The 17,661-nt window shown below is 41.6% G+C and carries 15 protein-coding genes; 11 read left to right on the forward strand and 4 right to left on the reverse strand.

The features are described 5' to 3' along the window. The first annotated feature begins 4 nt into the window (after positions 1-4). The 3 genes from FJ709_RS17780 to FJ709_RS17790 all read left to right on the forward strand — a co-directional run bounded on the left by FJ709_RS17780 (position 5) and on the right by FJ709_RS17790 (position 3,800). Entirely contained in the window at positions 5-733 is a 729-nt protein-coding gene (locus FJ709_RS17780; RefSeq protein WP_226411648.1) for an NYN domain-containing protein, read from the forward strand. A 707-nt stretch (positions 734-1,440) separates the two neighbouring features. Beyond that, positions 1,441-1,725, forward strand: a complete 285-nt coding sequence (locus FJ709_RS17785; RefSeq protein ID WP_226411650.1) for a hypothetical protein — start codon at positions 1,441-1,443, stop codon at positions 1,723-1,725. 173 nt (positions 1,726-1,898) lie between these two features. After that, entirely contained in the window at positions 1,899-3,800 is a 1,902-nt protein-coding gene (locus FJ709_RS17790; protein ID WP_226411652.1) for a tetratricopeptide repeat protein, read from the forward strand. Between the two features lie 249 nt (positions 3,801-4,049). Here the strand turns inward: FJ709_RS17790 and groL are convergent, their stop codons facing one another. After that, positions 4,050-5,687 (reverse strand): chaperonin GroEL, encoded by a 1,638-nt coding sequence (groL, locus tag FJ709_RS17795; protein WP_226411654.1) that lies wholly within the window; start codon positions 5,685-5,687, stop codon positions 4,050-4,052. A 56-nt stretch (positions 5,688-5,743) separates the two neighbouring features. After that, positions 5,744-6,034, reverse strand: coding sequence for a co-chaperone GroES (locus FJ709_RS17800; protein ID WP_011639076.1), 291 nt, complete (start codon positions 6,032-6,034; stop codon positions 5,744-5,746). A gap of 207 nt (positions 6,035-6,241) precedes the next feature. Here FJ709_RS17800 and FJ709_RS17805 point away from each other — a divergent pair, with 207 nt between their 5' ends. Beyond that, positions 6,242-7,609 carry an MATE family efflux transporter gene (locus FJ709_RS17805; RefSeq protein ID WP_226411656.1) on the forward strand — a complete coding sequence of 456 codons (1,368 nt, stop codon included), beginning with the start codon at positions 6,242-6,244 and terminating at the stop codon, positions 7,607-7,609. Positions 7,610-7,677: 68 nt separating this feature from the next. Next, complete coding sequence (locus FJ709_RS17810; protein ID WP_226411658.1) at positions 7,678-8,094, forward strand: hypothetical protein; 417 nt, start codon at positions 7,678-7,680, stop codon at positions 8,092-8,094. A gap of 125 nt (positions 8,095-8,219) precedes the next feature. Here the strand turns inward: FJ709_RS17810 and FJ709_RS17815 are convergent, their stop codons facing one another. After that, complete coding sequence (locus FJ709_RS17815; protein WP_226411660.1) at positions 8,220-8,789, reverse strand: FxsA family protein; 570 nt, start codon at positions 8,787-8,789, stop codon at positions 8,220-8,222. Between the two features lie 204 nt (positions 8,790-8,993). Here FJ709_RS17815 and cutA point away from each other — a divergent pair, with 204 nt between their 5' ends. The 5 genes from cutA (at position 8,994) to FJ709_RS17840 (ending at position 15,439) form a co-directional block, all read left to right on the forward strand. Further along, positions 8,994-9,317, forward strand: coding sequence for a divalent-cation tolerance protein CutA (gene cutA / locus FJ709_RS17820; protein WP_226411661.1), 324 nt, complete (start codon positions 8,994-8,996; stop codon positions 9,315-9,317). Beyond that, positions 9,314-11,179: a protein-disulfide reductase DsbD gene (locus tag FJ709_RS17825; RefSeq protein ID WP_226411662.1), complete on the forward strand. Its 1,866-nt coding sequence runs from the start codon at positions 9,314-9,316 to the stop codon at positions 11,177-11,179. The genes cutA and FJ709_RS17825 overlap by 4 nt, the downstream gene beginning before the upstream one ends. A 170-nt stretch (positions 11,180-11,349) precedes the next feature. Further along, positions 11,350-13,029: a cation:proton antiporter family protein gene (locus tag FJ709_RS17830; RefSeq protein WP_226411663.1), complete on the forward strand. Its 1,680-nt coding sequence runs from the start codon at positions 11,350-11,352 to the stop codon at positions 13,027-13,029. 194 nt (positions 13,030-13,223) lie between these two features. Then, positions 13,224-14,381, forward strand: a complete 1,158-nt coding sequence (galK, locus tag FJ709_RS17835; protein ID WP_226411665.1) for a galactokinase — start codon at positions 13,224-13,226, stop codon at positions 14,379-14,381. A 29-nt stretch (positions 14,382-14,410) separates the two neighbouring features. Next, complete coding sequence (locus tag FJ709_RS17840) at positions 14,411-15,439, forward strand: aldose epimerase family protein (protein ID WP_226411667.1); 1,029 nt, start codon at positions 14,411-14,413, stop codon at positions 15,437-15,439. A gap of 99 nt (positions 15,440-15,538) precedes the next feature. On the opposite strand, the gene pmbA is transcribed toward FJ709_RS17840, so the two are convergent. Beyond that, positions 15,539-16,897 (reverse strand): metalloprotease PmbA, encoded by a 1,359-nt coding sequence (pmbA, locus tag FJ709_RS17845; RefSeq protein ID WP_226411669.1) that lies wholly within the window; start codon positions 16,895-16,897, stop codon positions 15,539-15,541. Between the two features lie 147 nt (positions 16,898-17,044). Between pmbA and yjgA the strand changes: the two genes are divergently transcribed. Continuing rightward, on the forward strand, positions 17,045-17,575 hold the full coding sequence (gene yjgA / locus FJ709_RS17850; RefSeq protein WP_226411671.1) for a ribosome biogenesis factor YjgA: 531 nt from the start codon (positions 17,045-17,047) through the stop codon (positions 17,573-17,575). Positions 17,576-17,661 lie beyond the last annotated feature (86 nt).

Below are 17,661 nucleotides of genomic sequence, written 5' to 3' on the forward strand. Positions count from 1 at the left end.
AAACATGAAAGATAAAGATAGAATTGCAGTATTTATTGATGCTGATAATGCACCAGCAAAGAAAATTGATAAGGTTCTATCCGAGCTTGCTCGCTATGGTGTGGTAAATATACGTAAAGCTTATGGTAATTGGAAAAATACTAACCTCAAAGCCTGGGAAGATGTATTACATGAGTATGCAATTCAACCCATCCAGCAATTCGATTTAACTAAAGGTAAAAACGCCACAGACATGGCACTGGTTATTGATGTTATGGATGTTTTATATACAAAAGATGTAGATGTTATTTGTTTAGTTTCATCAGATTGCGATTTTACCCCCTTAGTCACTAGAGCGCTTGCCGATGGTAAAACCATCATAGGATTTGGAGAACGCAAAGCTCCTATGCCATTTGTGAATAGTTGTTCTCGATTTTTATTTCTCGATGACGACCAAAATGAAGAGATTCCATTACCTTCAGCCACTAAAAGCTTAAACAAAAATACAAAACTCATCAGTTTATTGAGGCAAGCTATTGAAGCTGTAGAGGAAGATGACGGATGGGCAATGTTAGGGCCGATAGGTACTCATATTTCTAATCATGCCTCGTTTGATCAACGTAATTATGGTTTCAAGAAGCTGAGTGATTTATTCGCATCTATAGATCTTTTTGATATGAAAAAAACCAACGGCTCAGTCATTTGGGTAAAAGACAAAAAAAGGCATAAAACTGCAAACGGTAAGGGGAAATAACTATTATTGCCTCGAGATAATTTAGTAATAGTTTACAACGATAATTTCGTAACGAATTGACTACTATGACAGGCTCACCATGACACTCACTCACCGACACGCCGTAAACTCATCCATGAGGGCTCGAACATCCCGTCCATGGAATGGACGGTCATCTCGCAAATACTCATGGTTCACCTTTCAGCATCAGCTACTGCTTTTAACACTTACGCCCAAGATTTAAGAATGGCAGCATAGTTAAATGCTTTTAAGCAATAGAAGATATTAATCACCCAGATACTATAAATAGTGGGATAAAAAGTTTGATCTGACCCCACTTGTTTAGCACTTGTTTAGAATACGCAGCCCGCAATGACAATAATTAGAATGATCCATAGCATGAAAACCAGTATGCCATAAACCTTGGTATAACTCTCACCACATTTAGAGCCACTAAAAAGCCCCTATACCGTTAGGCATCGGGGCTTTTAATTTTCATTCAGCTAGTATTCTGTAGGTATAAATTAAGAAAAGTTTACTCTGACCCGCTGACCCACTCACTTATTGTTCTTATTCCACTTATCCCACATATTCAATCTCCCAAAAAACATATTAATGTTATGTTTTTTAAGTAGATTACGTCATAAAAATAGGATAAATTATCAACGCTATAGAACTGTTAGTGACTCGATATTTGCCAAGCTGGTTTATTTTTTTAGGGATGAATGATGCGTTTTTTATTAGTGATCACATTTGTATTTTTAATGCCTACGGCACATCTCATTGCTGCTACTGCAACACAACACACAACGCAACTAACTCTCTCCAAGAAAGCTATAAATGACAACCCCAGTGCTAACCTGATTTATCAACAGTTGTTTACAATGCAAAGCCAATTAGCGAGTCTAAATGAGAAACTACAGCAGCAAAAACTACTTAAGAGTGATATTGAACAGTTCGAAACTGCACTTCAAAACCTAAAACTCAACTGGTTAGTTTACAAACTAAAATAGATGCGCAAGAAAAGCGGCAAGAGATAGAGTTCGCTAATTTTGGAGGAAGAATTGGCGATACCAAAGATTCATTTAACTGGTGGTTCTTCACTCTTACAATTCTTATCGCTTTTGGTGGCTTTATCGTCTATAAGCATAGTAAAAGAGAAGCGCAAACTATTGCACAACAGAATATGGAAGACTTCATTCGCGAAAATGCCGAATCGATTTTAGAAAAAGCACAAACTAAATTAGAAAACCAATTACGGCAATCAAATTCTGCTGTTGAAACGCTGCAACAATATCTCAAAGAAGCTCATCTGGTCATAGCAGAAAAAAGAAAAGAAGTGGAAAGCGCTGCTGATGAAGTTCAAAGAGCTATAACTGAAAAACAAGAAGCGACTCCAGAATCATTAAAAATATTGGAAAACAGCACTAAGGGAATTGACAAAAAGCATGCATCAGCTCAGGAGTATTTTAGCTTAGCGAGTGTAAGCAACGGTAATAAACACTATCGTGAAGCGTTAAAATGGCTGAATTTGGCAATAAATGTATTGAGTGAGGAAGAAAAATTAAGCTCCCTTTATGCCAAGTTGTTATTCAATAAAGCTCTTGTGTATTGGAGGTTAAAGGAACCTAAAAATGAGATTGAAATTTATAATGAATTATTAAAAAATTTTTCTGAATCTAGTAAGGATAATATTCAAGTGCAGGTCGCTAGGACAATGTTGAATAAGGCCCTCACTTTAGGAACGCTTGAAAAACCACAAGAAGAAATCGACACCTATGACCTACTCATTAGTCGTTTTAGTGATTCTGAAGTAGAAGCTGTTCAAGCTGAGGTCGCAAGAGCGCTAGTCAATAAAGGGATGACTTTAGGAACGCTTGAGAAGCCACAAGGAGAAATCGACACCTATGACCTACTCATTAGTCGTTTTAGTGATTCTGAAGTAGAAGCTGTTCAAGCTGAGGTCGCAAGTGCGCTAGTCAATAAAGGGATTGCTTTAGGAGCGCTTGAGAAGCCAAAAGAAGCAATAGACACCTATGACCTACTCATAAATCGTTATAGTGATTCTGAAGCAGAAGCAGTACAAGCTGAGGTCGCAAGTGCGCTAGTCAATAAAGGGATGACTTTAGGAACGCTTGAAAAACCAAAAGAAGCAATCGACACCTATGACCTACTCATTAATCGTTTTAGTGATTCTGAAGCAGAAGCAGTCCAAGCTCAGGTCGCAAGAGCGCTGATTAATAAAGGGATGACTTTAGGAACGCTTGAAAAACCACAAGAAGAAATCGACACCTATGACCTACTCATTAATCGTTTTAGTGATTCTGAAGCAGAAGCAGTCCAAGCTCAGGTCGCAAGAGCGCTGATTAATAAAGGGGTGACTTTAGGAACGCTTGAAAAACCACAAGAAGAAATCGACACCTATGACCTACTCATTAATCGTTTTAGTGATTCTGAAGCAGAAGCAGTCCAAGCTCAGGTCGCAAGAGCGCTGATTAATAAAGGGATGACTTTAGGAACGCTTGAAAAACCACAAGAAGAAATCGACACCTATGACCTACTCATTAATCGTTTTAGTGATTCTGAAGCAGAAGCAGTACAAGCTGAGGTCGCAAGAGCGCTGATTAATAAAGGGATGACTTTAGGAACGCTTGAAAAACCACAAGAAGCAATAGACGTCTTTGACCTACTCATAGAGCGTTTTAGTCATTCAGGTAACGAACAAACTCAAAAATCTATTACCATTTCTTTAGCTAATTCAGCAGAATTAGCTCTATTAGTTGAAACACCCAAACAAGTGTTAATGCGAGTAACTAAAGTTGAAGAATATACAAAAGAAGCAGAAACATTCGCTGTAATGCAATTTATCCGCTTTCTGCTGGCAAACAAGACTATTATAGAGGTTTTTTCTGCTATAGCAGCTATCCCAGTTGAGACTAAGTTAACTTGGCACTTTTCTGAAATAAAGGACTATATCAGCAATAATTTTGAGTCAAAGAAGTTAGAACAGATTCAAGAAATTATTGCTTACTTTGAAAAACATCAGGATTTAGAGACGCTTAAAAATAAATTAGAATTAGATAAGTGAGATAAGTGGGCCAGAGTAAACTTAAGCGAAAAACGCTTTTGAATTCTAAACAAAAAGCCCCGATACTGTTAGGTATCGAGGCTTTCTCTGTTCTTTTACAAGAAATTTAGCTCTAAGCTTCTAGGCTTCAGACAACAATGTATATAGCGCAGGATAAATCGGGTTAGAACAAGTCGCTTTACCACGACGTTTAGCTTTCTTAAACGAGTGGTGAAGCAACGCAGTTATCACCGATTTAGACAAGCTAGATTACATCATGCCGCCCATACCGCCCATACCACCCATTCCGCCCATATCTGGCGCAGAATCTTGTGGTACATCAGCAATCATCGCTTCTGTTGTGATCATCAGACCTGCAATAGAGGCGGCGAACTGTAACGCGCTACGAGTCACTTTAGTTGGGTCTAGGATACCCATTTCTAACATGTCACCGTAAGTGTCGTTACCAGCGTTGTAACCAAAGTTACCCGTGCCGTTTTTAACAGTGTTAGCCACAACTGATGCTTCTTGACCCGCGTTAGTTGCGATTTGACGTAAAGGCGCTTCCATAGCACGTAGTGCGATTACCACACCGTGTTTTTGGTCTTCGTTCAATACTTCAACATCTTTAATTTTGCTTGCTACGCGAACAAGGGCTACACCGCCGCCTGCTACTACGCCTTCTTCTACCGCTGCGCGAGTTGCATGTAATGCATCTTCAACACGGGCTTTTTTCTCTTTCATTTCAACTTCTGTTGCTGCGCCAACTTTGATGACTGCAACACCGCCAGCTAGTTTAGCCATACGCTCTTGAAGTTTTTCTTTGTCGTAGTCTGAAGTTGATTCTTCAATTTGTTGCTTGATTTGGCTTACACGGCCAGCGATTTGAACTTCATCGCCATTACCATCGATGATGGTAGTGTTATCTTTAGTGATGATAACGCGCTTTGCTGTACCTAAATCTTCTAGGGTCGCTTTTTCAAGCTCTAGACCGATTTCTTCTGCGATAACTGTACCGCCAGTTAGAATGGCTACGTCTTGTAACATTGCTTTACGACGGTCGCCAAAACCAGGTGCTTTAACAGCAGCCACTTTAACGATGCCACGCATGTTGTTTACCACTAGCGTTGCTAATGCTTCGCCTTCAACGTCTTCTGCAACCATAAGCAATGGCTTACCAGTTTTAGCTAGACCTTCAAGAATTGGCAATAATTCACGGATGTTAGACACTTTTTTGTCTACTAACAAAATATATGGGCTGTCTAATTCAACGCTGCCAGTTTCTGGCTTGTTGATGAAGTATGGTGATAAGTAACCACGGTCAAACTGCATACCTTCAACAACGTCTAATTCGTTTTCAAGCGCTTGGCCTTCTTCAACTGTAATAACGCCTTCTTTACCGACTTTTTCCATTGCAGTTGCAATGATGTCGCCGATTGACTCGTCAGAGTTAGCAGAGATAGTACCAACTTGAGCAATCGCTTTAGTGTCTGAACATTCTTGAGAAAGTAGTTTAAGCTCAGCAACGGCTGCGATAACCGCTTTGTCGATACCGCGCTTAAGATCCATTGGGTTCATACCCGCTGCAACTGCTTTTAGGCCTTCAACAACAATAGCTTGTGCTAATACTGTTGCAGTAGTGGTACCGTCACCGGCTGCATCATTGGCTTTAGAAGCAACTTCTTTAACCATTTGCGCGCCCATGTTTTCGAACTTATCTGTTAGTTCGATTTCTTTTGCCACTGACACACCATCTTTGGTGATGACTGGTGAGCCAAAGCTTTTATCTAAAACAACGTTACGACCTTTAGGGCCTAAGGTTACTTTAACTGCGTTAGCTAAAATGTTAACGCCTGCAAGCATTTTTACGCGTGCATCGTTACCAAATAATACTTCTTTTGCTGCCATGTTCTGATGTTCCTTTAAATGAGTTTTGAAGTAGAAAGTCTAATAATACTGGAGGCTTAGCCTACAACAGCCATTAGATCTGCTTCTGACAGGATTAACACTTCTTCACCGTCAATTTTTTCTTTTTTAACGCCATAACCTTCATTGAAGATCACAACATCACCCACTTTAACGTCAAGCGGAGTCACTGTGCCATTTTCTGAGATACGACCGTTGCCTACAGCAAGGATTTTACCGCGAGTTGACTTTTCAGCAGCGCTACCGGTAAGCACGATGCCACCTGCAGATTTAGATTCAACTTCTAAACGTTTAACGATAACACGGTCATGTAATGGACGAATATTCATCTATGAACTCTCCTAATGATTTTATGCCCAATATCGAGGCGGTTTTGATGGAAAAGGCTTTTACCCTTTGATGGTTGATATATGGGGGTGATCCATCACACTTCCAAGGGCTAACAATAAAAAAACTACAGAATTTTTAAGTCTGTTTTATTAAAGCTATGCAAACCCTGATAGAATTCGCATCCTTCATTACAAAGCGATGTCACCATGAAAGATAAACACGGGTTGCTTAGTGCACCAATTGGTCGTGTTCTGTTTAACATGACCCTGCCTAACCTGATTGGTATTCTCACCATTCTGGGTGGCAGCCTGGTGGACATCTATTTCATTAGCCAGCTAGGTACAGAAGCCTTAGCGGCGGTCAGTTTTACTTTTCCGGTAACCTTAGTGATTGTCAGTATCGGTATCGGCATAGGTGCCGGTGTATCCACCAATTTAGGCCGTTTTATTGGCTCTGGCCATGCAGAACAAGCTAAAGTTTTTTTATTCGATACCTTAGTATTAACCTCTGCGATTATCACTTTATTGTGCCTAATGGGTGGCTTACTGATTGAGCCATTATTCACCTTGCTGGGCGCGAATGATCGCAGTATGCCTTACATTCATGACTATATGATGTGGTGGTATTTGGGTGCACCAGCTTTGGTGGTGGTGATGGTGGGCAATCAAGCATTACGCGCCACTGGCGATACTCGCTCCCCGGCTAAAATTATGATGTTGGCGGCTATTGTCAACTTGGTGCTAGATCCCTTATTAATATTTGGTTTAGGGCCTTTTCCACGCTTAGAAGTGCAAGGGGCTGCCATTGCTACCACATTATCTTGGATTATTGCGCTGTTGCTTGCGGGCCGATTGCTGATATTTAAACGTAAGTTATTACATAGTGCCAGCTTAGTCCGCAGCCGTATGGTCGCCAATTGGCGCGCCCTAGCGCATATCGCTCGCCCAGCGGCATTAATGAATTTAATTAACCCCATTGCCAATGGTATTTTGATGGCCATGATAGCCCGTATAGACCATGCAGGTGTGGCGGCATTTGGCGCGGGAATGCGCTTAGAGTCGGTATTGCTGCTGGTGGTAATGGCTTTGTCATCAAGTTTAATGCCCTTTATTGCACAAAACTTAGGCGCTGGACAGCATGTTCGTGCCAAAGCAGCGTTACTTAAATCGTTGCAGTTTATCTTGGTATTTCAAACAATGTTGTATATTCCGATGTATTTTTTTGCCTATCCCATTGCACAGCAATTCTCTAACGACCCTGTGGTTATTGATTGGCTGACTTTTTATATTATGGCGTTGCCAGCGGCATATGGTCCGCTGGGCATAGTGATTATTTTTGCCACCAGCTTAAATGCGTATCACCGCCCAATGAGCTCTTTGGTGATAAATTTATGCCGTTTAATGTTGTTAATGCTTCCCTTAGCCGCGTTAGGCTCGTACATTGGTGGGGTTAAAGGTTTGATGTTGGCGCTACCTGTAACAAACACCCTAATGGGGATAGCCTGTTATATATTGGCAACCAAAATTACTGAGCCAAATCAACAGACACGCTCGACTCCCATTATTATCGACTAAATGTTATCGACTAAATATCATCGACTAATGTCATCGACTCATTTTCTACACTACTGCATAGGCATACTATGACGATTCAAAACACCCCACAAACGGATCAATCCTCAGGTATAAAGCGCCCATTTAAAGCGGCTCTGATGTCAGCATTTATTATGCCGGGCAGTGGGCAAATGTGGCTGGGTAATAAATGGCAAGGCATGGGTTTTATGGCAGTATCGCTGGGGTGTGTGCTGGTATTAATGAACTTTGCCATTGAGCGGGCGCAAGTGATATCAGAGAAAATTTTAGCTGGCGAAGTTCCATTAGAATACAGTGCAATTTACGCCCAAATAACCCAAGCGCCCGAAGGTGATGCTGCGCAAGTCGCCGCCTGGATCACCTGGATTTTTGTCGCTAATTGGTTAACCAGCATTGTGACTGCCTATGTTGCTGGTACAAAGACTGATGATAGAAAGATTAGTGGTAAAAATAGCAGCGATAAATAGCTATGCTGCATAAGCGCTGCATGATAACCGGTCACTAAAAAGCCAGCGATAAGCTGGCTTAATATTAAATAAAGAATAAGTGAAGTAATAGAGCGCTGATCACTTTAGCTCACACCTTTGATAAATTACTTTTTAGTATCGTCTTTATTGTCTATTTGATGCGTTTCAGGACGTTTTTGGCTTGGGTCGTCTTTATGCTCAAAATCCCCTTCAAAGGTGTTGTCTTGATCACGCGGTGGCTCAGAAGGCTTTTGTCCAAATGGACCTTGATTAAATGGCCCCTGATTAAATGGACCTTGCCGACCAAATCCACCGTGTACTCCGCCATTAGCCATCACCCTCAGCTGTAACCGTTTGTACATAAATGCCGCTACAGGCGAGCGGGTAAAAGGGGTTAACAACAATAATCCTATCGCATCAGTGACAAAGCCTGGAATGAGCAACAACACACCGGCTGCCGCTAACATCATGCCTTCTACAATTTCTTGTCCTGGCGCTTCGCCACGTGCCATTTTTTGCTGCACAGTCATTAGGGTGTTCAAACCTTGGCTTCTTACCAATGACACACCAACAATGGCAGTAAAAAATACTAGGCCGATGGTTGGCCATACACCAAGTGCATCACCAACTTGAATTAATACCGACAGTTCTAAGGCAGGTACAATAACGAACACTAATAATAAAATCAAAAACATGTAAACCTCGATATAAGAATGATGTTTACCCAATAACTGGCAAATAATCTGCTGTCGATGAAAACTATATGGGGTTTGTCCGGTCTATTTTCAAGAGACGTCACGAATTTCAAACATAACAGTGAAATCTGTTGCTAAAAATCGTACAGTAAGCCGATATTGACTATTTTAGCTTAAGCTAACGTTAAGTTTAACCGAGATACAATGGAAGCTGATTATTTACTGATTTTTTCAACCTGTCCCGATAAGGCCACTGCCGATAGTATCGCCCAGGCATTGATTAATGCCAAGCTTGCTGCCTGTGTGCAAATTAGCCAACCTATTGTGTCGGTTTATTATTGGGATAACCAAGTGTGTCAGTCTCAAGAGGTACAATTGCAGATAAAATGTCGCGCGTTACATTATCAAGCAATTGAACAATTGGTGATCCAATTGCATCCTTATGAAGTACCAGAGTTAATCGCAACCCCTATTACTCATGGGTTAGCGCCTTATTTAACATGGATAAAAGAAACCACTCAATCATGAAAAAAATATTCGCCTTTGTTTTAACATCTTTACTTTTACTGTCTTCAATCGCTTTCTCACCACTGGTGCAAAGTGAAGGGGTATTTAGCAAAAGTAAGTTTGATTTTCTAAGCAGTGAACCAGAGCTTTTGCCGGTTAATGAAGCATTCTCATTCGATTTTAAGCAGCAAGGCAATCAGTTACTCATTAGCTGGGTGATTGCTGACGGCTACTACATGTACCGTGACAAACTGACCTTTAAAGCTGAAGGCGCGGTTATTGGTGAAATTAATTTGCCCCGCGGAAAAATCCATAACGACGAATACTTTGGCGAACAAGAGGTATTTTACTCGTTTGTCCAAATCCCTGTTGGTATTAAACAAGCCAGTAAAGAAGGCACTTTTAAAGTGACCTTTATGGGTTGTGCGGAAGGGACTTTGTGTTACCCGCCAACCACCCGTGATGTTATTTTAACGGAAGTTGCCGCTAACGATGGCAAAGTGGCTCAAGCTAAAAAAGTCATTGGCGCACCAACAGTGTCGGCTAACGACACGGCTGAACAAGCAACTAAAAGCCCGATTACCCAACAAGACACCTTAAGCCAAATGCTTCAAAACGACAGCTTATTGTGGACCCTGGCAATCTTTTTTGGTTTAGGTATTGGCCTAGCGTTAACACCCTGTGTGTTCCCAATGTACCCTATTTTATCGGGTATTATTGTCGGCCAGGGTGAAAAACTGTCTACCGCAAAAGCCTTCACGTTATCGATGGCTTATGTGCAAGGTATGGCAATTACCTATTCATTATTAGGCTTAGTGGTGGCAAGTGCGGGGATGAAGTTTCAAGCTGCGCTGCAACACCCCGCTATTTTGATTTTCTTAGCGGTGATGTTTGTACTGCTCAGCCTATCTATGTTTGGCATGTATGATTTAAAACTGCCGTCAAAGTGGCAAGAAAAAATGAACGCCATGTCAAACAACCAAAAGGGCGGCAACTTGATTGGCGTATTCTTTATGGGGGTGATTTCAGGCTTGGTGGCATCGCCTTGTACTACTGCACCTTTATCAGGCGCACTCATTTACGTGGCTCAAAGTGGCGATTTACTGCAAGGCTTCTTAGCCCTTTATGTGCTGAGTATGGGCATGGGCGTACCATTATTGGTACTTGGCACATCGGGTGGCAAAATTCTCCCTCGCGCTGGCGCATGGATGGATGTTATCAAAACTATTTTCGGCTTCTTGCTAATTTCGGTTTCAATCATGATGATTGGTCGTATTTGGGTAGGGCTGGTGTCTGACGTATTGTGGTCAATTTGGGCTGTTAGCTTAATCGGTTATTTAATGCATCAGAACAAGTTAACCGCCTTTAACTGGAAGCAGTCTGTTCGTGGAGTATTATTATTACTCGCTTTACTTGCCAGTTTTTCCTATGGTTTTCAAGCTGTGATGAGTCACTTTGGCTTCCAGGTACCTGGGATTAACCAAACCGCTAATAATGGTACTGCACAAGCTGATGCGCACCACTTTATTAAGATTAAGTCGTTAGATGATTTAGCGGTTGAATTAGATAAAGCCAGCATCAGTGGTAAAACTGTCATGTTAGATTTGTATGCTGATTGGTGTGTCGCCTGTAAAGAGTTTGAAGCGATTACATTCGCCAATAGTGATGTGCTTGAACGCATGAATAAAATGGTTATCTTGCAAGCCGATGTGACCAAAAGCGATGCAATTGATATCGAGTTACTTGAGCATTACGGTGTGCTTGGTTTACCGACTTTGCTGATGTTTGATAAAAATGGTGATATACGTGATGATCTTCGTGTAACTGGCTTTATGGGCCCTAAAGATTTCGCTAATCACTTAGATTTACTGCTTAAAGAGTAAATGACTCTCAGCTCGTGGCAGTATCGACACAATAGACGCTTACCAATGAAAACAAGCGACTTTTTCAATAAAGTCGCTTGTTTTGTAATATGAGCATCATTTTCCCCAGATGCTGGTTTTTCTTATACAATGTTAAGCATCTTTGCCTTAATTAACCATAATGGAGTGCTATGGAACCGGCCATATTAATTATCACCTTACTCTGTGGGCTTTTGGTCAGTAAAGTAGGTCTTCCGCCGCTTATTGGTTATTTAGCTGCAGGGTTTGTTCTATTCACTTTTGGTATTCAAGACACCAGCCTACCTCTTTTACAACAGCTTGCTAATCTGGGCGTGACCTTACTGTTATTTTCAATTGGTTTAAAGCTGGATTTAAAAAGCTTATTTAAAGCCGAAGTGTGGGCTACTTCTAGCATTCATTTAATTGGTTCAATTATCTTTTTTATCCCGATATTAAAATTATTGGGCATGGCAGGGTTAGAGCAACTAGAAGGCTACACCCTTAATCAGCTACTGCTTATTTCATTCGCGTTAAGCTTTTCAAGTACCGTGTTTGCGGTAAAAGTGATTGAAGATAATGGTGACATGAAGTCACTTTATGGCCGTGTCGCTATTGGTATCTTGATTATGCAAGATATCTTCGCTGTGGTTTTTTTAACCATATCAAAAGGCGAAGTGCCCTCTATTTGGGCGCTAGGTTTATTGCTACTCCCTTTTGCTCGTCCGCTTATTTATAAAGTATTCGATAAAGTGGGCCACAGTGAAATGTTAGTGCTGTTTGGCCTAGTAATGGCATTAGTCGTCGGCGCTTGGCTATTTGAAGCCGTAGGCTTGAAGCCTGATTTAGGGGCATTAATTATTGGTATTTTACTAGCAGGCCATGCAAAGTCGTCTGAATTAGCAAAATCCATGTACTACTTCAAAGAATTATTTTTAGTCGCCTTCTTCCTTACCATTGGCTTAAATGGACTGCCAACATGGTCAGACATTGGCTTAGCCGCTATTTTGGTCATACTAGTACCGGTTAAAATAGCTATGTTTATGTTTTTATTAACGCGATTCAAACTACGGTCACGCACCTCACTTTTAGCGTCGTTAAACCTGGCTAACTACAGTGAGTTTGGATTAATTGTCGCAGCCGTTGCTGCGCATAAAGGCTGGTTACCCTCGTCATGGTTAATCATTATTGCCGTTGCCTTAAGTATTAGCTTTTTGTTTGCTGCGCCGCTTAACAGCAGTGTGAATAAAATTTATAAGCATTTTCAAAAACATTTAGTCAAACTTGAGAAACACCCATTACACCCTGAAGACCGTCAAATCAAGATTGGTAACCCTAGATTTTTAATTTTTGGTATGGGCCGCATTGGTTGCGGTGCTTATGATGAACTGCGTTTGCGTTTCGATGGCGAAATTTTAGGTATTGAGCATAAACAAGAGTTGGTCGACTTTCACCGCAGCCAGGGCCGTAATGTCGTCCAAGGTGATGCTGGCGACACTGACTTTTGGGAAAAACTAGAACGTGCGCCTAATCTTGAACTGGTGTTACTGGCCATCCCCCATCACGTTGGTAATTTGTTTGCCGTAGAGCAACTAAAAAAGCTCAACTACGGCGGAAAAATAAGCGCGATTGTACAATATGCCGAAGATGCGGAAGCCCTTAATGCAGCAGGAGTCGACAGTGCCTATAACCTTTATGAAGCCGCAGGTGCTGGTTTTGTTGATCATGTGATTTACGAGCATCTTGATGAACCTCAAGAAAAGGTTAACCGTGCGGACCAGGTCGCCAGTGAGGCAATGCAGGATAATGCAACTGATTCAACTAGCAGTTCAACCAATAATGGCCAAGTTTAGTGCTAAACACTTGCGCCATTTAAGTTAGTAATAGTCAATATATAACGCCTCGAATTTTCTCGGGGCGTTTTTGTTTTTGTCAGCGTATTTTCAATTTTCAGATAGTGAAAAAAATCTCAGTTACAGCAGCTACAAAGTCGTGATATAAATCAAAGTAATAACTTAAATCACTGTCTGTTGGAAATTTTTGAAGTATGTCTAACCCTGCTCAACGTGCTACCAAATTATTTGTGCAAACTTTCGGCACAAAAGCGGACGATTTATACCAAGCACCAGGGCGGGTGAATATTATTGGTGAGCATACAGATTACAATGAAGGTTTAGTGCTGCCCGCAGCAATTAATTTTCATACCGTAATTGCAGTAAAACACCGGGAAGATGATTTATTTCGCGCGGTAACAGATGCCTTTCCAGGACAAATTAAGCAATGGCACTTTGGCGAAGAAGGCACAGTGTCTTCTAATGACGATTGGGCTAACTACTTAAAAGGTGTCACCTCAGCGATGCACACCTCTGGCCTGCAAGCTAAAGGCTTGGACTTGGCGATTGTGGGCAATGTGCCATTGGGCGCGGGCCTTTCATCATCCGCGGCATTAGAAGTCGCTTTTGGTACCGCCATCAGTTATGCCAGCCAATTACATTTGTCACCATTAGCCATTGCTCAACTCTCTCAACGTGGTGAAAGCCAATACATGTGCCATGACTGCGGCATTATGGATCAAATGATCAGCGCGTTAGCCGTTGAAGATCATGCCTTATTAATTGATTGTTTAGAACTAGAAAGTGAAATCGTATTAATTCCTGATGAGTTAAGCATTATCGTGATTGATCCCGGCATTAATCGTAAAGCCTTTATGGTGCAATTTGAGCAACGTAAAAAAGAATGTTCCATCATTACTGACTTATTAGGTTTAGATTCCTTACGCGATTTATCATCCTCCTACTTAGAGCAACGTAGAGACAACTTGTCATCTGAGCAATTTAGACGCGCTCGCCACGTTATCACTGAAAATAACCGCGCCAGCAATGTTGCCCGTGCCTTTGAGCAAAATAATATCGCCCGCTTTAGCCAATTAATGACGCAATCTCACCAGTCATTGCGTGATGATTTTGAAGTGATATTACCTGAAGTAGATATATTGGTGTCAATGATAGCCGAGCACATAGGCGAACGCGGCGGTGTGCGCATGAGTGATGGCTGTGTTATTGCTTTAATCGGGCATGAATTAACAGATGATGTGATCAATTTAGTTGAACAACAATATACCCAAAAAACAGGCTTAGAAGCCAAAATCCATTTATGTTCAGCCAGTGCTGGCGCAGGCAGGATAAGCAAATCACCCCGAAAATAATGTAACTCATCATAATTAGAGAGGCCTCAATGGTACGTTTTAGTGTGCTTGAATCTTGGCAAGATCCCCGCGGTGGAGAGATTGAACGTGTCCGTTTAGACAATGGCACAATCGCAGTGGAAATTTTAAGTTTAGGCGGCATTATCCGATCATTATGGATACCGACAAAAAATGGTGAACGCCAAAACGTGGTGCTAGGGTGCGACAGTGTGGCAGATTATTTGGCTCAACCAGCCCATCTTGGGGCTATTGCGGGTCGATACGCCAACCGAATTGCCAATGGTAAAATGTCCCATGACGGCATTGACTATCAATTAAGTGTCAACCAGGCAAGCAACTGTTTACACGGCGGTGTTGAGGGCTTTAATCGTAAAAATTGGCAACTGGGCACGACGAGTGATGGCGTGCGGTTAACCTTGCACAGCCCTGGTGGCGATATGGGGTTTCCAGGTAACTGCAGAGTCCAATTAGATTACCGATTAGTCGGTAATAATTTGTATGTTGAAATGTTAGCCACAACAGATAAAGCCTGCCCTGTTAGCCTAACCCAGCACAGTTATTTTAATTTAGATGGCGGTGTGACCAATACTACCCATCAAATACAAGTTGATGCTAGGCAATACCTGACCATGAATGAGGTGGGTGTACCCACAGCATTAGTGGCCACCGCAGGCAGCGATTTAGATTTAGCTCACACAACCTCAATGACAGTACAAACACAACTCCCTTCACTTTTGGCAACCAATGGGTTTGATCATTGCTATGTAATGGATAATACCGAGGGTGAATTACAACGTTTTGGTAAGTTATCTAGTACGGTTAGCGGTGCCAGTATGACGGTGTATACCAACCAGCCTGGGGTGCAGTTATACGGTGCTAACTTCCTAAACGGTGTAGTGGCTAAAAAACAGCAGACATTAGTTGACCATCAAGCGGTATGCATTGAGCCGCAGATGCTACCAGACTCACCTAATCAGCCTGATTTACCGGGTAATGCTTGGCTAATGCCAAATGAAGTTTATCACCATATTTCGCGTTATGAGTTTTCAATAGAATAAACGTTTAATCATCAATAAAAACAAATAAGGAGTAAGTTTTCACTTACCCCTTATTTAATTTAAATCACTTTTGCTAACGGTCATGTCAGTCAGACCGTATTAATTACCTGCAATTTTCATTTCACTGAGTAAAATGCCACCAGTACGAATCGACGAGCGTAAATCACGATCCTTACCCACGCCCTGAATCCCCATAAACATGTCTTTTAAATTACCCGCTATGGTGATTTCTTCCACTGGGTACATCACTTGACCGTTCTCGACATAAAACCCTGCAGCGCCACGGGAGTAATCGCCCGTTACGCCATTAACGCCTTGCCCCATCACTTCAGTGACAATCAAACCTGTGTTCATCGCTTTGATTAAATCATCAAAGGTTTGATCTGTATGGCTAAGCGTCCAGTTATAAATACCGCCAGCGTGACCTGTATTAGTCAAACCCAATTTACGCGCCGAGTAACTGGTCAATAAATAGGTCGCTAATGAACCATTATCAATAATTTTTCTACTTTGAGTCGCAACACCTTCACTGTCGTAATTGGCTGACGCTAATGCGCCTATTAAGTGAGGTTGTTCTTCAATATTGAACCACTCAGGAAAAATTTGCGTGTTAATTGAATCGAGTAAGAAGCTCGACTTACGATGCAAACTACTGCCGCTAATTGCACCAATTAAATGTCCCATCAAGCCAGTGGCTATTTCAGGCGCAAACAGTACCGGCATTTTCGCGGTGGCAATTTTACGTGCATCTAAACGGCTAAGGGTTTTATTGGCTGCTTGTTTACCAACCGCTTCAGGGCTTAATAAGTCTTGATACTTACGGGCAACAGTATAGTCATAATCGCGCTGCATATTGCCATCAGACTCTTCACCAATCGCAACACAACTTAAACTGTAACGCGAACTACAATAGCCATTTAAAAAGCCATGACTATTGCCATACACTTTGGCACTGGTATGGGCATTGGCTGTCGCGCCATCGGAGCTTTTTATACGGCGGTCGGTTGATAAGCTGGCTTCTTCGGCGCGAATGGCTAATTCAGCTAACTCTTCAGCGGTTAATGTTTGCGGATGATACAGCTGTAAATCACGAATATCTTGTGCCATCAAGGCTTTATCCGCCAGACCACTGAACGGATCTTCAGAGGTATACTTGGCAATATCATCGGCCGCTTTAACGGCTTGTCTAATTGCCTCTGGGCTTAAATCTGAAGTAGAAGAGTTACCTTTACGGCCATCACGGAATACGGTAATCCCTAAAGCACCATCTTTGTTAAACTCGACGGTCTCAACTTCTTTATTACGGGTAGAAACTGACAGGCCTTGCTGCTTACTAATGGCGACTTCCGCCGCAGTAGAGCCTAATTCTTTGGCGTATTCAAGCGCAACACTGACTGCTTGCTTTAATGCCGATAATTCACTGTCAATAGTGGCTGGAGGTGCTTGATGAGAAGTCACAAATAGTCTCTTAAATGGCCTAAATTAACGCTAGCATAGCAAATTCATTTCACGATTGATAACAACACGTTTTGCTGACCTTTTTTCCCCGATACAACTGCAAAATAAATGCTATCATTAGCAGATATTTATTTGAGGTTTAAGATTATGAAAATTGTTGGTGATTCTGAGCACTTTCAGCAACCGTATGACAACGATGAAGAATACGTCAGCCGTACTGGATTTAAAAAAGAAAGTGAAGAGGCGCAGGCGTTAGGCATGCGTTTGGTGGCATTAAGTAAAACGCAGTTAGACAGAATGGGGCTAGACGAATTTTTGTACGATGCTGTGCTAAAAAGCAAAGTCATTAAGCAAAAAACTGAAGCTTATCGTCGTCATTTGCAGTACATAGGCAAATTAATGCGTAACTTTGATCACGAACCTATTGAAGCAGCACTGGATAAAGTGTTGAATAAGAACAATAATGAAGCTGCGCAAATACAGATATTCGAAAAAATGCGCGATCGTTTGTTGACTAATGGTGACACTGAAGTTCAAACATTGATGGATGACCATCCACAGCTTGATCGTCAAAAACTTCGTCAATTAGTGCGTCAAGCCAATAAAGAGCTGACCCAAGGCCCTGAGTCTAAATCAGCCAAAGAACTGTTTAAATACTTGCGCAGTGAAATAACTTAGTCATTTTTTGGCTGGGGTGTTATTAAACGGACTGAGTAAGTAGTAAACAGCAATTTACCTTAGATTCTGAATAACAATAATACTAG

This window comes from Shewanella glacialimarina (assembly GCF_020511155.1).
In the GTDB taxonomy this organism is placed as follows: Bacteria; Pseudomonadota; Gammaproteobacteria; order Enterobacterales; family Shewanellaceae; genus Shewanella; species Shewanella glacialimarina.